The following is an 18,358-nucleotide window of genomic DNA, read 5'->3' on the forward strand; positions in this document are numbered from 1 at the left end:
AAACTTCGGACTTTGTGAAGCGTTGCACGACCAACGTCAATCGACGAACCGGTCTCGGGGACGCTGACTGCGAACCAAAGGCCAGGCGGCGTTAAGACCGCAAGCTTCTGAAGGCCTCCCTGATCTCCTGACTGAAGAGTTCCGGCTCCTCCCAGGCAGCAAAGTGACCGCCCTTGGAGGCGCGATTGTAGTAGATGAGCTTCGGATAAGCCTTCGACAGCCAATGCCTTGGCGGCTTGTAGACCTCGCCGGGGAACACCGTGACGGCGACCGGTACTTTGACGGCCGTGAGCTTGGCGCCCGACATGACGTTTTCCCAATAGATCCGACCACTTGAAGGGCCGGTGTTCGTCAGCCAATACAGTGTGATGTTGTCAAGGATTGCATCCTTGCCAAGAACCTGTTCGGGATCGCCGCGTGTATACACCCAGTCGGCGATCTTGTCGTAAAGCCAGGCGGCGAGGCCGACTGGAGAATCCGCAATCCCGTAGCCGACCGTCTCCGGCCGTGTGCTCATGATCGCTGCGTAGCCGAAGCCGTTGTTGAGGAAGTCCCGGGCCTCGTCGAAGACGACCTTCTCATCCTGAGACAGGCTATCGGGAGCCGGCCCTCCATTTTTAAGAGCCTGCGCTGCGTCCGCTGGGAAAGTCGTCGCACGCTCGACCCTGTTGACGTGGATCGCGAGTAGCCCATCGGGCGCCTGGCGACCCAGGGCGTCGCTGATGATCGCGCCCCAGTCGCCGCCTTGCGAGACATAGCGGTCATAGCCAAGCCGCTTCATCAGCACGTCCCAGGCAGCCGCTATCCGCTGGGGGTTCCAACCTGTTGCTGGTGGTTTCCCGGAGAAACCGAATCCTGGAATCGACGGGATCACCAGGTGGAAGGCATCATCAGCCCTGCCGCCATGCGCCGTCGGATCCGTCAGCGGCCCGATGACGTCAAGCAGTTCGAAGACCGAACCCGGCCAGCCGTGGGTCATGATCAGCGGCAGCGCGTTTTCATGGCGGGAGCGGACATGGATGAAATGAATGTCCAGTCCATCGATATTGGTGAGAAACTGTGGAAAACTGTTCAGCCTGCTCTCTGCCTTCCGCCAGTCATAGGACGACTGCCAGTAACGCACCAGTTCCTTCAGCCTGTCCGGCTGGACGCCCTGCGAACGATCCATCACGGTTTCGCCGTCGGGCCAGCGGGTCTCGGTGAGACGCCGCCTGAGGTCTGTAAGCGCCGCCTCGGAGACCTCAACCTTGAACGGTCGGATCTCTCCGGATGCGGCGACGACGACATCTGCAGCGGCGGACGTGCGTGGGAGGAGAGCGGCGGATATGCCGGCCGCGGCAACCCCCAACAACAGCGAGCGTCGCGATATATCCCTGTGTTTCAAAGAGTTCGGCAGTGCCATGGCACGTGTCCTTTCATGACATCGAGGGTCTTCCTGGGGCGGGAGGGGAAACGATGGCCCTGCCCCGCTTCAATGCCGAAAACGTCAGGTCTCGTCAGCTCCGGAACGAAAGATCAGAAACTTGTTGCCTTCCGGATCGCGAAAATATGCGCAGTAAGGACCCGTGCCATTCTCGCCACGTGGGCCAGGCGCTCCTTCGTCCGAGCCACCCGCCGCCAATGCCGTTGCATGGGCTTCGTCGACCTTTGAACGGGACGGAGCTTCGAAAGCAATCATTCCACCGTTGCCGACGGTGGCAGGGCGGCCATCGAACGGCTTGATGATGCCGAATTCGAGCGTGCGATGACCGTAGTAGATGGCTCGGTTGGGCTGGACGAGGACTCGTCCGATCCCGAACACGGCCAGAAGCTTGTCGTAGAATACCGACGCGGCATCCAGATCATTCGTGCCGACAGTGGCGTGGCCCGGGAGGCTGCGGACCTTGTCGGGGGCGGCCGCAACTTGTCTGCTTTGGGAAATGTCGTTCATATCAGTTCTTCCTTATATTGTCGCGGCCGACGCTCTGCCTTCCGCACGCAAACGCCAACGAGCTGTCTCAAATCGGCGGCTGGTGGATATTTGGGCGGGTCGATGGCCGGCCGGCACCTCGCCAAAGTGAGAGGCACCCTCTCGTTCAGATGTCAGCCTTGGGCTGCCGGGTTTCAGCGTGCCGCCGTCGAGAGGGTTCCTCTCACTTTCTCCGGCTACCGCGGGCTGACGCCGTGCTCAATTATTTGTGGCGACAGCCGGCTTTTGGGCTTTGGCTGACCGCCGTTCAGAAAGGACATCCTATGTCTAAGGACAAAACCGTAAATGCTGCATCGGCCGCAGCAACTCTCTCTTCCCAGGCGGCTGGAGCCTTCACTTCCGCGTCCAGAGAGGCCGCGCAAGACGCCGTCGACTTCATCGAGATCGATGAGGTCCTCACGCTGAGGAGGATGATTGTCCGCGCCCCCGCGCCAAAAGGCACGGTGCTTTTGCTGCATGGGTTTCCGGAAACGCTGACGGTGTGGAACGACATCGCGACAACCCTTGCTCACGACTACGACGTCCATGCCTTCGATTGGCCGGGCTACGGGCAGTCGTCGCGCCCGGCTTCGGAACGGTTTTCCTATGCGCCGATGGCGTACGCCCAGGTGTTGAAGGCCTATATCGAACGGGCAGGCATCGATCGGTCGAAGCTCGTGATCTACGCCACTGACATCGGTGCCCTCCCCGTCCTGCTGCTTGCTCTCGACGAGCCGACGATCGCCAGGCAGATCATCGTCGGAGACTTCGCGCCGTTCGACCGGCCGCACTACATGTGGGAGAACCTGCAGAACCTTAAAGCCGAGCCGACCGCCTCGCCGACCCGTGCCTACATGAACAAGACGAGCGACGAGATCCTCCAGAACGTGCACAGGCGCGGCCTATCTCCCGCTGAACAATTCGATCTGCCGGCTGACGTCCAGCGGGACATGACCCGTTCGTGGAGCCTTGACGGGATGACTTCAGCGGATGCCTTCGCCCACTACTACGCGAATTTCACCGGCGATCAGCATTATCTCGAGGCCAACCTCACCCGGCTGAAGACGCCCGTGAAGGTGATCTGGGGCGAGAAGGACATCTACATCGCAAGGGAGATGGGCATCGAGTTCGCCGGCAAAATCGGTGCAAAAGTCGATATCCTCTCAGGTATCGGCCACTTTCCGCATCTTCAGAACTCGAAACAAACGGTTGAAGAGATCAACACATCATTCAGATAATGTTTGATTATTTTCGTTTTTAGATAGCGCGCAAGTGAGGCAATGCCCAGTCGACGAAAGCCCGTACCTTCAAGGCGAGAAGCCCCTGGCGGGCGTAGACGATATGAATAGGCTGCGGCGCGCCGTCGAAATTGCGGAGGATGGGAACGAGCGCGCCAGACGCCAGCTCGTCGGGAACCTGATAATCGAACAGCCGCGCGATCCCCGCCCCGCCGACGGCCGCCGCAACACAGTTCGCCGCCGTATTCACCTCCAGCCGGTTGCGGGGCACCGCCTCAAGCGGCGTGCCGTCGACGTCGAAGGTCCAGAAGAATGTCCGCTTGTTGAAGATGATCCCGTCGCGATCGATGAGATCGCCGGGACGCTCCGGCATGCCATGCCGCTCGAGATAGGCAGGACTCGCACAGGTCATCAAGCGGAATTCCCCGACCTTGGCGGCATGGAGCGAACTGTCGGCGAGGTTGCCGAGACGGATCGCGATATCCACCTGCTCGGACACGAGATCGACCGTGCGGTCGAGCGACAGCAGGTTCAGCGATACCTCGGGATATTTGTCCATGAAGCTCAGAGCAACGGGCAGCACGTAGCGGCTCCCGTATTCGATCGGCATCGTGATCGTCAGCACGCCTCTGGGCGTCTGGTATTCCCCGGACGCCCTTCGTTCGGCCTCCTCCAGATCCGCCATGATCTTTCGGGCGGCGTCGACATAGTCACGCCCGGCATCGGTGAGCTGAAGATTGCGGCTGGTGCGGACGATCAGGTTCGCCCCAAGATGTCGTTCAAGGTCCGCCACCTTGCGACTGACGCTGGGTAAGGGCGCGTTCAGCTTCCTGCTGCCGGCAGAGATGCTTCCGGCATCGACGACGGCCAGCAATATGCGCATCGCTTCTAGACGATCCATCGGACACCGCCAGTAAGATATCGCTTCTGTTCAGCCCAGCTTAAGGGTTGGCTTTAGAACAAGATGATTTTAGGCCGGGTCGGCCTAAAATCTGAATCCTGTTCTACATTATATAGTTAGAGCATGATGTCGTCCGAAAACCGCTCACACTTTTCGGCATCATGCTCTAGTCAAGCAGCTTCCGTATGGCCATGATCCCTTTTGCAGCATCCGACCAGGATTGACGCCAAATCAACACGCCGACGCTGAGGATGGTCGCCACAACGAAAGGGATTGGCCCGATAAACCAGAAGGCGGCTGCGACGGTGAAGTAGTAGGACCGGACACCAACGCTGAAGGATCGAAGAGCAGGGTTCAAAACCAGGGTCAGGGCGTTCGTCCAGCTGGCGATGTCCCGGTCTTCATCGCGGGATGGGCTCGCCCCGATCGCCGCCAGGCAGTAGTTGATCTGCCGGACCGCCCAGATGAAATCGGATAGTCCCCGCAGCAGTGTGGCCATGACCAACAAGACCTTGCACTGGAAAAACCATGCCGGGTCCTGAGCCGCAAACATCGCAATCAGGCCACCCGATCCATAGTTCGGCTCCATGAACAGCGCGCCGCTCAGCCCGACGATGACGATGAGATTGGCGGATCCGAAGAAGGATGCTGAATTGATCGTGTGTCCCAGGATCGCGGCGTCGCCGATGAAGTTGTTGTCTCGCGTCAGGACCTCCCGCATCCAGGCCGCGCGAACGCGCACCATATCAACGGAAAGGCTATCGTTCCTCCTCGGCCACCCTGCTGCCATCAAAGGCTCGACCGCCACCCAGACGAGAATGAAGAAAACGATCGCCGCGACGTTCAGAAAATCCATGGTGCCCCCGAACTGAATCTGGATTTTCTGAACACTACTTCGAGCTAACGGCAGCTCCAAGCGTCTATCGCCGCCCTGCCCTTCAGATCGACATGCCTATATAATGGCGTTGCATGGTCCGTCGCGGACTGCCGCGAGGTAACGGGACATCGTCGCAGCCCGAAGCCGAATGTGCTCGACCGCCTGTTGGGGTGTCACGGCCAGGAAACCGACATGGTCGCGTGGGCGCAGTTGGACGAAAGCGTCCAGATCCGAATCCACAACCGTTGCGATCTTGGGATAGCCTCCGGTCGTCTGGTGGTCGGCCAGCAGAATGGTGGCGACGCCGTCTCCGGCCACCTGCACCGAGCCCCGCACAATCGCTTCCGATGGCATGTCCAACGCGACGCTTGGCGCAAGCGACGGACCTTGGAGGCGTACGCCCATGCGATCATAGGCGTCGCTCAGGCGGAAGGGCGACGATAGGAAATTCGATAAGGTTTCTTTCGAGAAGAACCGATCCTGTGGACCAACCACCACACGCAGCTCGGATCGCGGTCTTGCGATGACCGGACATGTGATCGGACCATTTCGATCATCTCGCACTTCCGGATCGGCGAGAGTGAGCGTTTGACCGGCCGCAAGGCGCCCGCCGCCGAGGCCGGAGAGACTGTGAGTCGACATGCTGCCCAGCCAGGTCTTCGCCTCGATATGACCGGCGAAGGCCAGATAGGTCCAGCTTCCCCAGTGTCCCGGACGGATTGCCAGCCGTTCCCCGGCCTTCAAGGTGGCGACCATCCACGCGCCGCGCTTGTCGCCGGCATGCTCTACGATGAAGCCTCCTCCCGCGACGGCGAATGTAACTTCCCCCGACAGGCAGTCGAGAACCAGGCCGCCCAAGGAGACTTCGATTGCCGGCTGACCAGCCGGATTGCCGATGGCGGCGTTGGCGGCTGCAAACGAGGTCCTGTCCATCGGACCGGAGGCCGGAACGCCATACCGCATCAATCCGTGACGTCCTCCGTCCTGGACCGCGACGTGAGGACCCGCGAAGTCGATTGCAAGGACGGCTTCGCTCATGCGGGGCACCTCGCGTCGAATTCGGCTCTCGATATGCGGCGGAAACGCACCGCGTCGCCGACGTCGAAAAGGAACGGACGGTCGTCGGACGCGGCGTCGAAGATCTTCGTCGGCGAGCGGCCGATGATCCACCAGCCGGTCGGCATGGTGAGCGTGCTCACCAGGCACTGCGGCCCCGCGATCAGCACGCTTCCGGCAGCTATGCCGCGAATGGGCGCCGGCTTCCTCGGCTGTTGAATGGCTTCGGGCACGCCTGCAAGATAAGCGTATCCCGGAGCGAAGCCGTACAAGAAGACGCTGTAGTCGCCCGAGAGGTGGGCGGATATAACGTCTTCCGGCGATAATCCGCTTGCCTCGGCGACGGCGGCAAGGTCGGGCGCAAGATCAGGATCGTAGCAGACTTCGACTTCGCGCATCGCTCCAATCGTCGCTGGAACCTCAGCTCCCAGACGCTCGGCAATGGCCGCCTCCGTCGTGCGGTGATCGGCCACGAGCGGATCGAAGCATACGAGAATGCTGGCATAGGCCGGTACAGCTTCGACGAATCCTTGAAAGGGTGCCGCCTTCAAGGCGGCATCCAACTTGACGACCCGATCGTGGATCCGTTTATCGATGGTCGCGCCGAATTCGACGAGCACCGCGTGGCCGCCCACCGGACGGTAGTTCGGACCGGTGCCGGACGCTGCAAACGGGGTCTGTGACACGTCAGTCGGCGCCTTCGATCAGAATGAAATCCGCATCCGCGGCTCGCGCGCAGGTCCCGTAGGCATCCGGCTCGGTAACCCGGGCAATAAGATAGCCTTTGGCCATCACCTGTTTTCCTGTGTCGGTTGGAGGAATGGAGCCACCTCGATGCCTGCCTTTTGCAATTCCCTTCGCACGTGGACGGCCATGGCGAGCGCTCCTGGGCTGTCCCCGTGAACGCAGATCGAGTGCGCATCGAGAGGGATCGGAACGCCGTCGACCGTCGGCATGAGGCCGCTGGAGAGGTACCCGATCAATCTCGATGCCGCCTGTGCTGGATCATCGATCATCGCTCCTGGCAAGTTGCGCGGAACGAGCCGACCCGTGGAGAGGTAGCCGCGGTCGGCAAAAATCTCGCTGAAGACGGTCATGCCAGCATCGCGGGCCGCATGTTCCAGCTCCGTCCCGGAGATCGCCAGTGCGGCAAGTTCCGGCGAAACCGCTCGGGTTGCACGGATGATCGCGTCAGCGACCGGCCGTTCGTCGGCCGCCCAATTGGCGAGTGCGCCGTGCGGTTTGATGTAACGGATGCGGGCGCCCGCCAGAGCCGCAGCGCCCATCAGCGCCCCTGTCTGCGTCGCCACAAGCTGCTCCACTTCCCGGACGCTCAAGGGGATCAGGCGTCGTCCGAAGCCCTCGCGATCTGCAAAGCCCGGGTGGGCCCCGGCGACGACGCCCCGTTGGCTTGCGAGCGCCAGCGTCTCCACCATGGTCGCCGGATCTCCGGCATGGCCGCCACATGCGATGTTCGCACTGGTGACGACGTCAAGGATCGCCTTGTCGTCGCCCATGCGCCAAGGTCCAAAGGCCTCCCCGAGATCAGAATTGAGATCGATTTTCGTCATGATTTCCCTCAACCCTTCGCGCCGGTCTTGTCAGCTTCGTCGCATTCTGGAACGTCGAAGCCGAGGTGGAGCACAACTTCGCCGTACGCGTCAAGAAAACGACGCTGCTGGCTGCGCGTGGCGAGCTTGTGTGGCGGTCACGGGCCGACTTTCGCGCGGAGCTTCGGTGGCAAGCTTACCACTCATTCGGCACAGATCGAACCCATCAAGCGTAGGTTCCTGCCAAGCGAGGACTCCTTAAATCGATTCCGATTTGAGGAATTATGCAGTAAGATCGGCGGCGAAATGGTCGAGCACGTCGTATTCTCTGAAGAGCCGGGGTGACGTGATCGACCGGCAGCATTGGCGCGCAGACTGGGGATGCGGAATGAACCTTGTCGACAGAGCTTTCGGAGCGTCCGAATTTTCGGATGCCGAAGAGCCTGGGATTTTCACCTGGGAGTTGGCGACCGACAAGGTTTATGCGGATTCGGCGCTGGCAAACCTCTTTGGGCTTGATCCGGAACAGACCCTCACAGGGCTGCCGGTCATACGATACCTCGACCGAATTCACCCTGACGACAAGCCATCTGTGGCCAAGGCGATTTCCGAATCGGTGATCACAGGAAATCCGTATCGCTGTGACTATCGGGTGTTTGATCGAAGCGGGCAAATAGTAGCCGTGGCTGCCTTAGGTCGCTGCTTCAGGGATGAAGACGGAAACCCGTCGCAATATGCGGGCATCGTATTTCCGACGAATGATCACGTCCAGCAGGACGAATTGTCTGCTCACTGCAGTGCGGCACTGAAAATCGCGCGGTCATCCGGCCTGCAGGCGACGGCCGATGCGCTTGAAGCGATTCTCAAAGAGCTTGCCAAGCCGATGCCTTCAGACGTCGCGCAGGTTCATTGATTCCTTCCCAAGTGCTAGTTGTCGCATCGATTCTTGGCGATTGCGATGGTCTGTGCGAGCCTTTGATACTTGACACCCGCAGAGGACGCTCTTCTCCGGGCAGTGATCGATGTTTCGGTCATCAGCAACGCGCCGCGCGCACCGCAGTCAGTGGCAAAGGACAGTGGGCATTTCGAGGCGGGTCAACAGGGACCGTGTAACCCCTCCCAAGATGAATTCGCGTAGCCTCGAATGGCCGTATGCGCCGGCGACGAGCAAATCTGCCTTGCGTTCCAGGGCTGCGCCTTGAATGACGTTAGCTGGCGAGTCTCCCTTCGCTTGCACGGCGGCGACATCGACGGCAAGACCAGCCTTGCGGAGCGCCGTCGCAAGGTGATCTCGGCTGCCCTCGTCAATCTGCTTATCATCGGTGATGGAAATCAGGACGATACGCGAAACCCGTTCCAACAAGAACCTGGCACCGGCCAGTGTCCGCGCGACAGTGGCTCCTCCATCCCAGGCGACGGCAACAGCATCGATCCGGCCGGAGAAATTATCCGGGGGAAAAAGCAGGAGCGGTCTACCGCTTTCAAACAGCACGCTCTCGATCAGCGGCTTCATCAGCTCAGATGCTTCCAAAATGGAAAGATCATATGCGCGCGACAGCTCGGCAAGCGTTTGTGCGACAAACGGCTGCCTCACATCGAATGGCTGGATCTCGACCTCGACCTCGGCTTTTTTCGCATAATCACGGAGCGTCTGCCCGAGAACGGTTCCATTGTCTTTACTCAAGCGCTCCGCCTCCGCACGCATGTTGGCGACGTCAAGGAGTGATGGAAATCGCGGCTGAACGGGTTCGATCCTGACCAGCGGTATACTTGCCGTCAAACCGGCCTTTTGGTGAAGGGAAAAATCGACAGCATTCTGAAGGAGCGAGAAGGAGCTTGCGTCTGGATAGGTGGCCAGCGGTAAATGGAATTGCGCTTTCATGGCTGAAGTCCTCCGAATGCTTGCAGGTATCATTACATATGGGGCTCTCTCGCGCTTTGACGAAGATCAAGGTCGCGAAACCACGAAAGCGCGAGCGTGATAATGAACGTCCTCAACCGGAAGGAAGCGGAATTCGTTGGGCGAAGCGGCAAAGATCTATGCTAAGCGATGAAGTGCGATGCGCGATTGAATATCAGCACTTCGCAGAGCAGCTTGTGGATGAACAGCAATGGCATATACGGCGCAGCTGCCTTCGATGAATCGGCCGGCGCACCTGGACCCATCGGATGATGACATCATTGGTGACGACAGAAGCATTCCAGCGCCTCAGTCTGGCGCTTGCAATCGGCATTCTTGTCGGCATTGAGCGCGGCTGGCAGGATCGTGAGGCTGCGCCAGGCAAAAGAGTTGCCGGTATCCGCACCTATGGCCTGTCAAGTTTCCTTGGCGGCTTCTGCGGTTTCCTGCAGCCGGTGACAGGCCCGATTCTGCCGACATCTATCTTTATATTCTTTTGCATCACGGTACTCCTCTTCAGCCGCATGCAGGCGGCACAAGAAGAGGATTACAGCGCCACCGGCACCATCGCCGCCCTGGCGGTCTTTGCGCTCGGCTTTGGTGCGGTCGTGGCGGATATGACGGTAACGGCCGCAAGCGCTGTGGCAATAACGGCCCTTCTTGCAGCGCGGGAGCCGTTGCATGGATTTCTTCGCCGATTGACCTGGCTTGAACTCAGGGCCGCTCTGATCCTGCTGACGATGACCATCGTCATCCTCCCTATCCTTCCCAACGAACCGATTGATCCTTGGCAGACAATCAATCCTTTCGAGCTTTGGATGATGACAATCCTGGTGGGAGCCGTTTCCTTTGCCGGTTATATCCTCATCAGGCTGAGCGGCGCCCGCGCCGGAATACTGCTGACCGGGACCAGCGGTGGCATCGTTTCCTCGACGGCCTTGACGCTTTCCTTCGCCCGTCAGTCGAAAGAGATGCCTGCCCTCTCGCCACTCCTCTCTGCGGGAGCAATGCTGGCGGGAGCCGTTTCTCTCGCCCGCGTGCTTTTGATTTGCGGCGTCATTGCACCAGCTGTTTTCAGGGAGCTTGCTCCATTACTCGCTCCGGCTGCTGCCACCCTCGCCATAGCAGGCGGCTTCGCCGCATTGCTGCAACGCCCGGATGACAGCACCGATTTTTCACCCCGAAACCCGCTCGAGGTGATGGTCGTGCTGCGCTTCGCACTCGTTCTCGCCGTCGTGACAGTCCTGACGCGAATGACCTTGATCGTCTTTGGAACTCAGTCGCTGATCGCCCTTTCATTCATCACAGGACTGGGCGATCTCGATGCGATAACGCTTGCCGTTGCGAAGCTGTCATCCATCCAGGTGCCTGCAGATGCGGCCGCTCGAGCCATCGCGGTCGCCGCTTTCGCCAATCTTCTGGCGAAAGCCGTTCTTGCAGCAAGTATGGGGACCATCGCCTATGCGGTTCGTTTTGCGATCGCAGGTGGTGTCGCGACCTTGGCCGGAATTGCCGGCTTGGTTTTGACATGAGCGCCTGTTCGCATGTCGATCACCGGCTCCAATGACGTTCGTCCAACCAATCGGTGCCTGGGGACACCATCAACGATCGTCACCGCGGTCTCGCCTCAGAGAGATGACCGGCAAATCCCGCAAGCAGCACGCCAAGCGGAAGACGTCGAACCAGTCTGGCCGCAATGAAGGTTGCGCCGATCGCCGCGGCAAGTTTCAGCCAAGGATAGTCGCCGAGCTGGACATGGGCGCTTGCATCGACCGATGTGGCCTTGGCTTTCAGCGCCGCTTCCGCATCCTCGCGCAGCATGCCTATGCGGGCATTCAACAGCCTGATCTCATGCTGCAGAGCGTTCAGGCTCTCGTCGGCCTTTTCACGCGCGGTTTGCTCAGCGGCATCGGCAAAGGGCGGATCACCTTCCGCGATCAGTTCGTCGGGATCTGGCGGAAGGCCGTGGCGGTTGATGGATGATTGCATGGACGTATCCTCGAATAGGTGAGCGAGAGGCAATAAGGCCCGGCATTGCGGCCGGGCCTCATAATATCAGTGGTCGCGCCGGAAACCCTGGCTCTGGTGAGATCCGCCTTGCGATTGGGTCTGCGATTGGCGATTGGTTTCGTCCGATGACGCGGTGTCGGGGTCGGGCAAGGTATAGGCACGCACCTTGGCGCTTCCATGCGTGGTGTCGCGCATTGCAACCGGGCGCGCATCGTCGAACGCGCTCTCGGACACAGCGAGATCTTCCGACGATTTGCCGCCAGAGGGTTGGCCGGCAAAGCCGGTATTGGATGCGCCTTGCTGTCTGTCCTCCAACGACCAGAGATCTGCCCGCTCATCCATGTCGATGCTGCCCTCGTCGTCCAGAATATCGTGGACGGTCTCATAATGCGCGTCATCGATATCATTGACCTGGACGAGGAAGCCGCCGCGCCGCAGCCCTTCTGCGTAGACCGCACGATCCTCGTCGGGGAAAAAGAAGTCTGCCAGCGCGTCGAAGAAGCCGCTGCGGTCGTCGCTCATCGCGCCGGCATTTTTTCCGTCCGCCTCATATCCAGGCATCAGCCTTATTCTCGCAACCGGCACGCCCGCATCTTCAAGACGGGAGACGGCGGATTCGGCCGCCGACCGGCTGTCGAAGAATGCCGTAAGGCTGCTGCCGCCTGTCGGTCCTGAAAAAGCCGGGTTGGTATCGTTGTAAATGCTGCCCATGGGACGCTCCTCTCGATGTCTGGCCCAGCCGCCAATCCGAAGTTTGGCGAAGTCTGGTGTCCTGACTTGAAGAACCGGCGGCTGAGTTGAATGTTCCAAGGGAATGGCATGGGAATGACTCCGCATGTCGCGCGCGTTCCATAACGTTGCCGCCTGCCATCAGATACGCAAAGTCGCAAATTGCGCCGCTCGCGAAATCCCTCAGCGGTTGACGTCAAACCGTCGAGACGCTAGCACGGCTTTGACGCATTGGGGATAATTCATATGGACATGTTTACGGCAGCCGGTCTGACGGCTTTGCTGCAGGTCATCGCTATCGACCTCGTTCTCGCCGGCGACAACGCCGTAGTTATCGGTCTTGCCGCAGCCGGCCTCGAGGCCACGCAACGCCGCAAGGCGATCATCGTCGGCATTCTGGCCGCGACCGTTCTGCGTATTCTCTTTGCCAGCGTCGCAGTCTATCTGCTGGCAATCGTCGGCCTGCTGCTGGCCGGCGGCTTGCTGCTGCTCTGGGTCTGCTGGAAGATGTGGCGTGAGCTTCGCGCCGGCCATGGCGAGAACCACGAAGCCGCAGGTGCCGTAGGCGCGCCGAAAAAGACCTTCTTCCAGGCGGCGACCCAGATCGTCATCGCCGACGTTTCGATGTCGCTCGACAACGTTCTGGCTGTTGCCGGTGCGGCGCGCGAACATCCGAGCGTGCTGGTCATCGGTCTCGGCCTGTCGATCGCGCTGATGGGTATTGCCGCAAACCTGATCGCCCGGTTGCTCACCAACCATCGCTGGATCGCCTATGTCGGTCTGCTGATCATCCTCTATGTCTCGCTCGACATGATCCACCGCGGCGCCGTCGAGGTTCTGCCCTACATGTAGTGACCCTGCATGCTGGGACCGGGCATGCAGTAACGCGGCTCAGGTCTCGATCCTGACCTCGGTCTCGAAGCTCATCTGGTCATACGCCGGCACCACATGGTCCGGCGTCTCAGCCATCACCACGTCGTAGTCGAGCGGCGTGTGCATATGCGTGAGGATCGCCTGTTTCGGCTTCAGCCGACCTATCCAGTCGAGCGATTGTTCCAGCGACAGATGGCTCGGATGGTAGGTATATTGCAGCGCGTCGATGATCAGCATGTCGAGATTTTGAAGCTTCTCGACTGTCTGCGGCGGGAAGTCGCTGATATCGCTGCAATAAGCGACATCGCCGATGCGGAAGCCGAGCGAGTGGATGTCGCCGTGCTGCTGGATATGCGGATGGAAGGCGATCGTGCCTCCGGGGCCGCGGATTTCCAGAGGTTCGTCGAGGTTTTCGATGACAATCGGCAGCACGATCGGCGGATAATTGCTGCCCGGCGGCGTTTCCAGGCAATAGCCGAAGGCTTCCCGCAACCTGTCCATCGTAAATTGGTCGGCAAAGATCGGGACCCGGCGGCGGGTATTGTGAAAATAGCCGCGCAGATCGTCGATGCCGTGAATATGATCGGCATGCGGATGGCTGTAGAGTACGGCGTCGACATGGTCGGCCCCTGCCCTGATCATCTGCTCGCGGAAATCCGGCCCGGTGTCGATGACGACGGTGGTCACCCCACCATCGGGTGCGAATTGCTGCACCATGAAGGCTGCGCGCGTGCGCCGGTTCTTCGGATTGTCGGGATTGCAGGCGCCCCAGTCGCCAGTGATGCGCGGCACGCCCGGTGACGACGAACAGCCGAGAATGGTGAAACGCCGCCGGTAGAGCACGCCGCTAGATCCTCGGCATCTTCGAGAACAGCCGGAAAGCGTTCTCCGTCGTGATCCGCGCGACCTCTTCGGTGGACAGGCCGATCGTATCGGCGAGCACCTCTGCCGTGTTGACGACGTAGGACGGCTCGTTGCGCTTGCCGCGCCAGCGCTTCGGCGCGAGATAGGGCGCGTCTGTTTCCACAAGCAGCCGCTCATGCGGGATCGTCCTGGCGATCTCGCGCAGCTCTTCCGACTTCGGGAAGGTCAGGATGCCCGAGAAGGAAATATAGCCGCCGAGTGCGACACCGGTCTTGGCAAGCTCCGGGCCGGCGGAGAAGCAGTGGAGAATAAAGGGGAAGGCCCCCTTCCCGCTTTCCTCTGTCAGTATGTCAGCCATGTCCTCGTCGGCGCTGCGGCTGTGGATGACGAGCGGCAGCCGGGTCTCGCGCGCCGCCGCAATATGCCGACGAAAGCCGGTCTGCTGATCCTCAGGCTTCTGCGTGTCGTAGAAATAATCGAGACCGGCCTCGCCGATCGCCACCACCTTCTCATGGGCATTGGCGAGACGCACCAGCTCTTCCGTCTGGATATCCAGCTCTTCGTCGGCATTGTTCGGATGCGTGCCGACCGAGCAGAACACCGAGGGATATTTCTCGGTGATGGCAAGCAGCGTCTCGAGCTTGCGCACCCGCGTCGAGATCGTCACCATCTGCGCAACACCGGCCGAATGGGCGCGCGCGACGATCTCGTCCCGCTCCGCCTCGAAGTCGGCGAAATCAAGATGGCAATGCGTGTCGATCAACACGGCCTCAAGCCTCCGGAGCCACGTAGCGCGGGAAGACCGGCGTCGGCGCTTCGAGCGCCGTTCCGGCAACCAGACGGCCGGCTTCGCCGAGGGCAGCAAAATCGCGCTTGTCTGCAGGTGCTGCAACAAGATCGAGCAGCTTGCCGGATGATTCCGGCATGAAGGGCTGCAGCAGGATGGCAATCTGGCGCACGACTTCGGCGGTCACGTAGAGCACCGTGCCCATCCGCTCCGGATCGGTCTTCTTCAGTGCCCACGGCGCCTGGCCGGCGAAATAGCGGTCGGTCTCGGAGACGACCGAAATGATCGAGGCGAGCGCCCGATGGATCTGCTGCTTGCCCATATCTTCGCGGGTCGAGGCATGCAGCGCATCGACCTGTGCCAGCATCGCCTTGTCTTCGTCGCTGAGGACCCCGCATTCCGGGATCTTGCCGTCGCAATTCTTGACGATCATCGACAGCGAGCGGCTGGCGAGATTGCCGATGCCGTTGGCGAGGTCGGAGTTGATGCGGGTTCCGATTGCCTCTTCGCTATAGCTGCCGTCCTGGCCGAATGACACTTCGCGCAGGAAGAAGTAGCGCACCTGGTCGAGGCCGAAATGGTTCACCAGATTGACCGGATCGACGACGTTGCCGAGCGACTTCGACATCTTCTCGCCCTTGTTGAGCAGAAAGCCGTGGGCAAAGACCCGCTTCGGCAGCGGCAGCTTCGCCGACATCAGGAAGGCTGGCCAGTAGACGGCATGGAAGCGAATGATGTCCTTGCCGATGATGTGCACGTCGGCCGGCCAGTATTTCGCCCGCGGGCCGTTCCTGTCCTCGATATAGCCTGTTGCGGTGATGTAGTTGGTCAGTGCGTCGACCCAGACATACATGACGTGGGCCGGATCGTTCGGCACCTTGATGCCCCAGTCGAAGGTCGTGCGCGAGACCGAGAGATCCTTGAGGCCCGACTTGACGAAGGAGATCACCTCGTTGCGGCGCTCGGCCGGACCGATGAAGTCGGGGTTCGCCTCATAATGCGCAAGCAGCTTTTCCTGGTATTCGGAGAGCTTGAAGAAATAGCTTGCCTCTTCCACCCACTCGACAGGCGTGCCCTGCGGCCCGTAGCGCACGCCGTGAGCGCGCAGCTCCGTCTCGTTTTCCTGGTAATAGGCCTCGTCGCGCACCGAATACCAGCCGGCATAGCTGTCCTTGTAGATGTCGCCATTGTCGGCAATCAGCTTCCAGATGTTCCGCGACGTTTCGTGATGACGCTCCTGCGTGGTGCGGATGAAATCATCATTCGAGGCGTTGAGCAGCGTCGCCATCGCCTGGAATTCGCCGGAGTTGCGGTCGGCGAGCGCCTGCGCGGTGATCCCTTCGGCGCGCGCCGTCTGTTGCATCTTCTGGCCGTGTTCGTCGGTGCCGGTCAGGAAGAAGACATCCTTGCCATCCAGGCGCTGATAACGCGCCATCGCATCGGTCGCGATCAGCTCATAAGCATGGCCGATATGCGGCTTACCGTTAGGGTAGGAAATCGCGGTGGTGATGTAGAAGGGTGTCTTGTCTGTCATGGCGGCCAATGTCCGGCTAACTCTATAAAAATGGTCAGCCGCTCTTAGCGCATGTCACCGCCGAGCGAAACCTCAACTTTCCAGCTGTCGATGATTTCCCAGACGCTGGCGTGGTGAACTTGACTCGGCTTCTCGCCCAATCTACCCGTCTTGGGAAAGAGGGCGGGACAAGAACGAAGTGCCAGTTTTCATCTACCGGATTTGTCGCGGCCCCGCGCAGCCAGGGGCGCTTGTTTGACATTCGAGCCGCTCTATTCGCTTTCCGGTCTGTGTGTCGGCGCCCTCGTCGGTATCACAGGCGTTGGCGGCGGTTCGCTGATGACGCCCCTGCTGGTGTTGCTCTTCGGCGTTCATCCGGCCACTGCCGTCGGCACCGATCTTCTCTATGCGGCGATCACCAAGACGGCGGGCACAGCCGTTCACGGCATGCATGGGCGGGTCAACTGGAAGATCGTCGGCAGCCTCGCAGCCGGCAGCCTGCCGGCCGCCCTGCTGATGCTGTGGCTGCTGGCAGGCGTCGATCGCAAAAGCATCGGCGTGACCAATACCATCACCACCGCGCTCGGCTGGCTTCTCGTCATGACCGCGATCATGCTGGTCTTCCGTGGCCCGATCCTCGAATTGGCGCGCCGCGCCATCGGTGATCGAACGCCGCCAAAGCCGACGACCATCCTCGCCCTCACTGTCATTCTCGGGTTCGTTCTCGGCGTACTCGTCACCTTGACCTCGGTCGGGGCCGGCGCGCTGGGTGTGACGATCCTGCTGGTCCTCTATCCCCGGCTCGATGTGCGCGAGATCGTCGGTTCCGATATCGTCCATGCGGTACCGCTGACCTTGATCGGCGGCACGGGCTATTGGCTGATCGGCGAGATCGACTGGCCGATGCTGCTTGCCCTGCTGATCGGCTCTATCCCCGGCATCATCATTGGAAGCCTTCTGGCGCCGAAGCTGCACGAACGCACCATCCGCATCGTCCTTGCCGCCACGCTTGCTGTCGTCGCATTGAAGCTGTTGACCGGCTGATCAGAGCATGGTGCCGAAAAGTATCAGCGGTGACGCGCTTTAGAGGCCTGGCTGCTTGATATCGGCGAGAATGCTGATGATCGTCTGCTTGCGGTCGAGGTTGTAGGCATCGGAAACGGTGAGCCGTTCGGTGATCTCGGAATAGAGCCGCGCCAGCCGCTCCGCAGCAGTGATCTGCCCTTCGCCCGCTGCCACGCGAGCCCGGTTCATGATCTCGTCGCCGACGTGGCTGACGAAGAAATCGAAAATCGTGTCGCTTTCCCTGCCCGAAAGCGCGTCGGCCAGCCGATGCATTGCCTTGCGTGCTGTCGGTCCCTCGGCGGAAAGCATCTCGTCATAGGCGGCGATGATCTCGCCGCCGCCATAGTTCAGGAGTTTCAGCGCCTCACCGACGCTGCCCTTGGCGGCCGAAAGCACCGCCCCGCCTTCGCCTGATATGCCGAGATGGGCAAGGGCCGCGACGAGTTCATCGTCGGTAAGCGGCGCCAGCTTCAGCGGCAGGCAGCGCGAGCGGATCGTCGGTAGCAGCCGTCCCGGCGCATGCGAGAGCACCAGGAAAAGCGCCCGCTTCGGCGGTTCTTCCAGGATCTTCAGGATGGCGTTGGCCGCATTGCGGTTCATGTCGTCGGCCGGATCGATAATGACGATCCGCCAGTTGCCGGTACCGGAGGTCTGCGAGAAGAATTTGCCGGCGCGGCGCACCTCGTCGACTGTTATCGCCGATTTCACCTTGCCAGTCTTTTCGTCCACCGGCCGGGCAAGGTGCAGGAGATTGTGCGAGGCGCCGGAGCCGATCTGCCGGCTGACGGGAGAGGCAGGATCCGGATCGCCGATCGTCTCCGGCGCTGTCTCGGGATCGGGATGCGAGAGCACGTGATTGGCAAAGCGGAAGGCGAGCGTCGCCTTGCCGATGCCTTCCGGCCCCTCGATCAGGATGGCGTGATGGCCCTTGCCGGACCGGTAGGACTGCGCAAGGAAGGCTTCCGCATCCTTATGGCCGAACAGCCTGGTATTTTCTCCCGGCCAGATGGCGCCGTCGAGCAGTCCGGGCCTTTCCTCACTCATACT

At 60.7% G+C, this 18,358-nt stretch carries 19 protein-coding genes; 5 read left to right on the top strand and 14 right to left on the bottom strand.

The window, feature by feature from the left end; translation table 11 throughout:
• Positions 1–91: 91 nt before the first annotated feature.
• The gene (locus tag U5G49_RS10020) at positions 92–1,402 is read right to left on the bottom strand and encodes an epoxide hydrolase family protein (RefSeq protein ID WP_130652408.1); all 1,311 of its coding nucleotides are present in this window, start codon (positions 1,400–1,402) and stop codon (positions 92–94) included.
• An 84-nt stretch (positions 1,403–1,486) separates the two neighbouring features.
• Positions 1,487–1,930 carry a VOC family protein gene (locus U5G49_RS10025; RefSeq protein ID WP_130759124.1) on the bottom strand — a complete coding sequence of 148 codons (444 nt, stop codon included), beginning with the start codon at positions 1,928–1,930 and terminating at the stop codon, positions 1,487–1,489.
• Positions 1,931–2,232: 302 nt separating this feature from the next.
• Between U5G49_RS10025 and U5G49_RS10030 the strand changes: the two genes are divergently transcribed.
• On the top strand, positions 2,233–3,186 hold the full coding sequence (locus U5G49_RS10030; RefSeq protein WP_018242048.1) for an alpha/beta fold hydrolase: 954 nt from the start codon (positions 2,233–2,235) through the stop codon (positions 3,184–3,186).
• A gap of 19 nt (positions 3,187–3,205) precedes the next feature.
• On the opposite strand, the gene U5G49_RS10035 is transcribed toward U5G49_RS10030, so the two are convergent.
• From U5G49_RS10035 to U5G49_RS10055, 5 genes are all read right to left on the bottom strand, one after another.
• A complete protein-coding gene (locus U5G49_RS10035; protein ID WP_018242049.1) occupies positions 3,206–4,087 on the bottom strand; it encodes a LysR family transcriptional regulator in 882 nt (293 codons plus the stop codon).
• 166 nt (positions 4,088–4,253) lie between these two features.
• Complete coding sequence (locus U5G49_RS10040) at positions 4,254–4,943, bottom strand: DUF599 domain-containing protein (protein WP_047622886.1); 690 nt, start codon at positions 4,941–4,943, stop codon at positions 4,254–4,256.
• A 96-nt stretch (positions 4,944–5,039) separates the two neighbouring features.
• Entirely contained in the window at positions 5,040–6,011 is a 972-nt protein-coding gene (locus U5G49_RS10045; RefSeq protein ID WP_193442261.1) for a 5-oxoprolinase subunit C family protein, read from the bottom strand.
• Positions 5,999–6,706, bottom strand: coding sequence for a 5-oxoprolinase subunit B family protein (locus tag U5G49_RS10050; protein WP_193442263.1), 708 nt, complete (start codon positions 6,704–6,706; stop codon positions 5,999–6,001). Before U5G49_RS10050 ends, U5G49_RS10045 begins: the two co-directional genes overlap by 13 nt.
• 105 nt (positions 6,707–6,811) lie before the next feature.
• The gene (locus U5G49_RS10055) at positions 6,812–7,591 is read right to left on the bottom strand and encodes a LamB/YcsF family protein (RefSeq protein WP_193442266.1); all 780 of its coding nucleotides are present in this window, start codon (positions 7,589–7,591) and stop codon (positions 6,812–6,814) included.
• Between the two features lie 367 nt (positions 7,592–7,958).
• Here U5G49_RS10055 and U5G49_RS10060 point away from each other — a divergent pair, with 367 nt between their 5' ends.
• Positions 7,959–8,483, top strand: a complete 525-nt coding sequence (locus tag U5G49_RS10060) for a PAS domain-containing protein (protein WP_018242055.1) — start codon at positions 7,959–7,961, stop codon at positions 8,481–8,483.
• Positions 8,484–8,630: 147 nt separating this feature from the next.
• Here the strand turns inward: U5G49_RS10060 and U5G49_RS10065 are convergent, their stop codons facing one another.
• A complete protein-coding gene (locus U5G49_RS10065; RefSeq protein ID WP_018445309.1) occupies positions 8,631–9,452 on the bottom strand; it encodes a universal stress protein in 822 nt (273 codons plus the stop codon).
• Positions 9,453–9,739: 287 nt separating this feature from the next.
• Between U5G49_RS10065 and U5G49_RS10070 the strand changes: the two genes are divergently transcribed.
• On the top strand, positions 9,740–11,002 hold the full coding sequence (locus U5G49_RS10070) for an MgtC/SapB family protein (RefSeq protein ID WP_168319089.1): 1,263 nt from the start codon (positions 9,740–9,742) through the stop codon (positions 11,000–11,002).
• Between the two features lie 79 nt (positions 11,003–11,081).
• Here U5G49_RS10070 and U5G49_RS10075 read toward each other — a convergent pair whose 3' ends face one another.
• A complete protein-coding gene (locus U5G49_RS10075; RefSeq protein WP_112903127.1) occupies positions 11,082–11,459 on the bottom strand; it encodes a hypothetical protein in 378 nt (125 codons plus the stop codon).
• 66 nt (positions 11,460–11,525) lie between these two features.
• Positions 11,526–12,191 (bottom strand): hypothetical protein, encoded by a 666-nt coding sequence (locus U5G49_RS10080; RefSeq protein ID WP_193442268.1) that lies wholly within the window; start codon positions 12,189–12,191, stop codon positions 11,526–11,528.
• 264 nt (positions 12,192–12,455) lie between these two features.
• On the opposite strand from U5G49_RS10080, the gene U5G49_RS10085 reads away from it, so the two are divergent.
• On the top strand, positions 12,456–13,061 hold the full coding sequence (locus U5G49_RS10085) for a TerC family protein (RefSeq protein WP_018242061.1): 606 nt from the start codon (positions 12,456–12,458) through the stop codon (positions 13,059–13,061).
• A gap of 39 nt (positions 13,062–13,100) precedes the next feature.
• Here U5G49_RS10085 and U5G49_RS10090 read toward each other — a convergent pair whose 3' ends face one another.
• Genes U5G49_RS10090 through metG form a run of 3 tightly spaced genes read right to left on the bottom strand, consistent with a single transcriptional unit; the run spans position 13,101 to position 16,267 of the window.
• Positions 13,101–13,925 carry an MBL fold metallo-hydrolase gene (locus U5G49_RS10090; RefSeq protein ID WP_018242062.1) on the bottom strand — a complete coding sequence of 275 codons (825 nt, stop codon included), beginning with the start codon at positions 13,923–13,925 and terminating at the stop codon, positions 13,101–13,103.
• Between the two features lie 4 nt (positions 13,926–13,929).
• A complete protein-coding gene (locus U5G49_RS10095; RefSeq protein ID WP_168319091.1) occupies positions 13,930–14,712 on the bottom strand; it encodes a TatD family hydrolase in 783 nt (260 codons plus the stop codon).
• 4 nt (positions 14,713–14,716) lie between these two features.
• Positions 14,717–16,267, bottom strand: coding sequence for a methionine--tRNA ligase (metG, locus tag U5G49_RS10100; RefSeq protein WP_193442270.1), 1,551 nt, complete (start codon positions 16,265–16,267; stop codon positions 14,717–14,719).
• Positions 16,268–16,501: 234 nt separating this feature from the next.
• Here metG and U5G49_RS10105 point away from each other — a divergent pair, with 234 nt between their 5' ends.
• Positions 16,502–17,290: a sulfite exporter TauE/SafE family protein gene (locus U5G49_RS10105; RefSeq protein WP_018242065.1), complete on the top strand. Its 789-nt coding sequence runs from the start codon at positions 16,502–16,504 to the stop codon at positions 17,288–17,290.
• A gap of 39 nt (positions 17,291–17,329) precedes the next feature.
• On the opposite strand, the gene U5G49_RS10110 is transcribed toward U5G49_RS10105, so the two are convergent.
• Positions 17,330–18,355 carry a DNA polymerase III subunit delta' gene (locus U5G49_RS10110; RefSeq protein ID WP_193442272.1) on the bottom strand — a complete coding sequence of 342 codons (1,026 nt, stop codon included), beginning with the start codon at positions 18,353–18,355 and terminating at the stop codon, positions 17,330–17,332.
• Positions 18,356–18,358: the final 3 nt, after the last annotated feature.

Origin of the sequence: Rhizobium indigoferae (assembly GCF_034554815.1) — a bacterium.
Classification (GTDB): domain Bacteria; phylum Pseudomonadota; class Alphaproteobacteria; order Rhizobiales; family Rhizobiaceae; genus Rhizobium; species Rhizobium leguminosarum.

What these genes read in the sequence shown, in the direction of transcription:
- U5G49_RS10020 (WP_130652408.1), bottom strand. Translation starts at nt 1,402, where the DNA reads ATGGCACTGCCGAACTCTTTGAAACACAGGGATATATCGCGACGCTCG.
- U5G49_RS10025 (WP_130759124.1), bottom strand. Translation starts at nt 1,930, where the DNA reads ATGAACGACATTTCCCAAAGCAGACAAGTTGCGGCCGCCCCCGACAAG.
- U5G49_RS10030 (WP_018242048.1), top strand. Translation starts at nt 2,233, where the DNA reads ATGTCTAAGGACAAAACCGTAAATGCTGCATCGGCCGCAGCAACTCTC.
- U5G49_RS10035 (WP_018242049.1), bottom strand. Translation starts at nt 4,087, where the DNA reads ATGGATCGTCTAGAAGCGATGCGCATATTGCTGGCCGTCGTCGATGCC.
- U5G49_RS10040 (WP_047622886.1), bottom strand. Translation starts at nt 4,943, where the DNA reads ATGGATTTTCTGAACGTCGCGGCGATCGTTTTCTTCATTCTCGTCTGG.
- U5G49_RS10055 (WP_193442266.1), bottom strand. Translation starts at nt 7,591, where the DNA reads ATGACGAAAATCGATCTCAATTCTGATCTCGGGGAGGCCTTTGGACCT.
- U5G49_RS10060 (WP_018242055.1), top strand. Translation starts at nt 7,959, where the DNA reads ATGAACCTTGTCGACAGAGCTTTCGGAGCGTCCGAATTTTCGGATGCC.
- U5G49_RS10065 (WP_018445309.1), bottom strand. Translation starts at nt 9,452, where the DNA reads ATGAAAGCGCAATTCCATTTACCGCTGGCCACCTATCCAGACGCAAGC.
- U5G49_RS10070 (WP_168319089.1), top strand. Translation starts at nt 9,740, where the DNA reads ATGATGACATCATTGGTGACGACAGAAGCATTCCAGCGCCTCAGTCTG.
- U5G49_RS10075 (WP_112903127.1), bottom strand. Translation starts at nt 11,459, where the DNA reads ATGCAATCATCCATCAACCGCCACGGCCTTCCGCCAGATCCCGACGAA.
- U5G49_RS10080 (WP_193442268.1), bottom strand. Translation starts at nt 12,191, where the DNA reads ATGGGCAGCATTTACAACGATACCAACCCGGCTTTTTCAGGACCGACA.
- U5G49_RS10085 (WP_018242061.1), top strand. Translation starts at nt 12,456, where the DNA reads ATGGACATGTTTACGGCAGCCGGTCTGACGGCTTTGCTGCAGGTCATC.
- metG (WP_193442270.1), bottom strand. Translation starts at nt 16,267, where the DNA reads ATGACAGACAAGACACCCTTCTACATCACCACCGCGATTTCCTACCCT.
- U5G49_RS10110 (WP_193442272.1), bottom strand. Translation starts at nt 18,355, where the DNA reads ATGAGTGAGGAAAGGCCCGGACTGCTCGACGGCGCCATCTGGCCGGGA.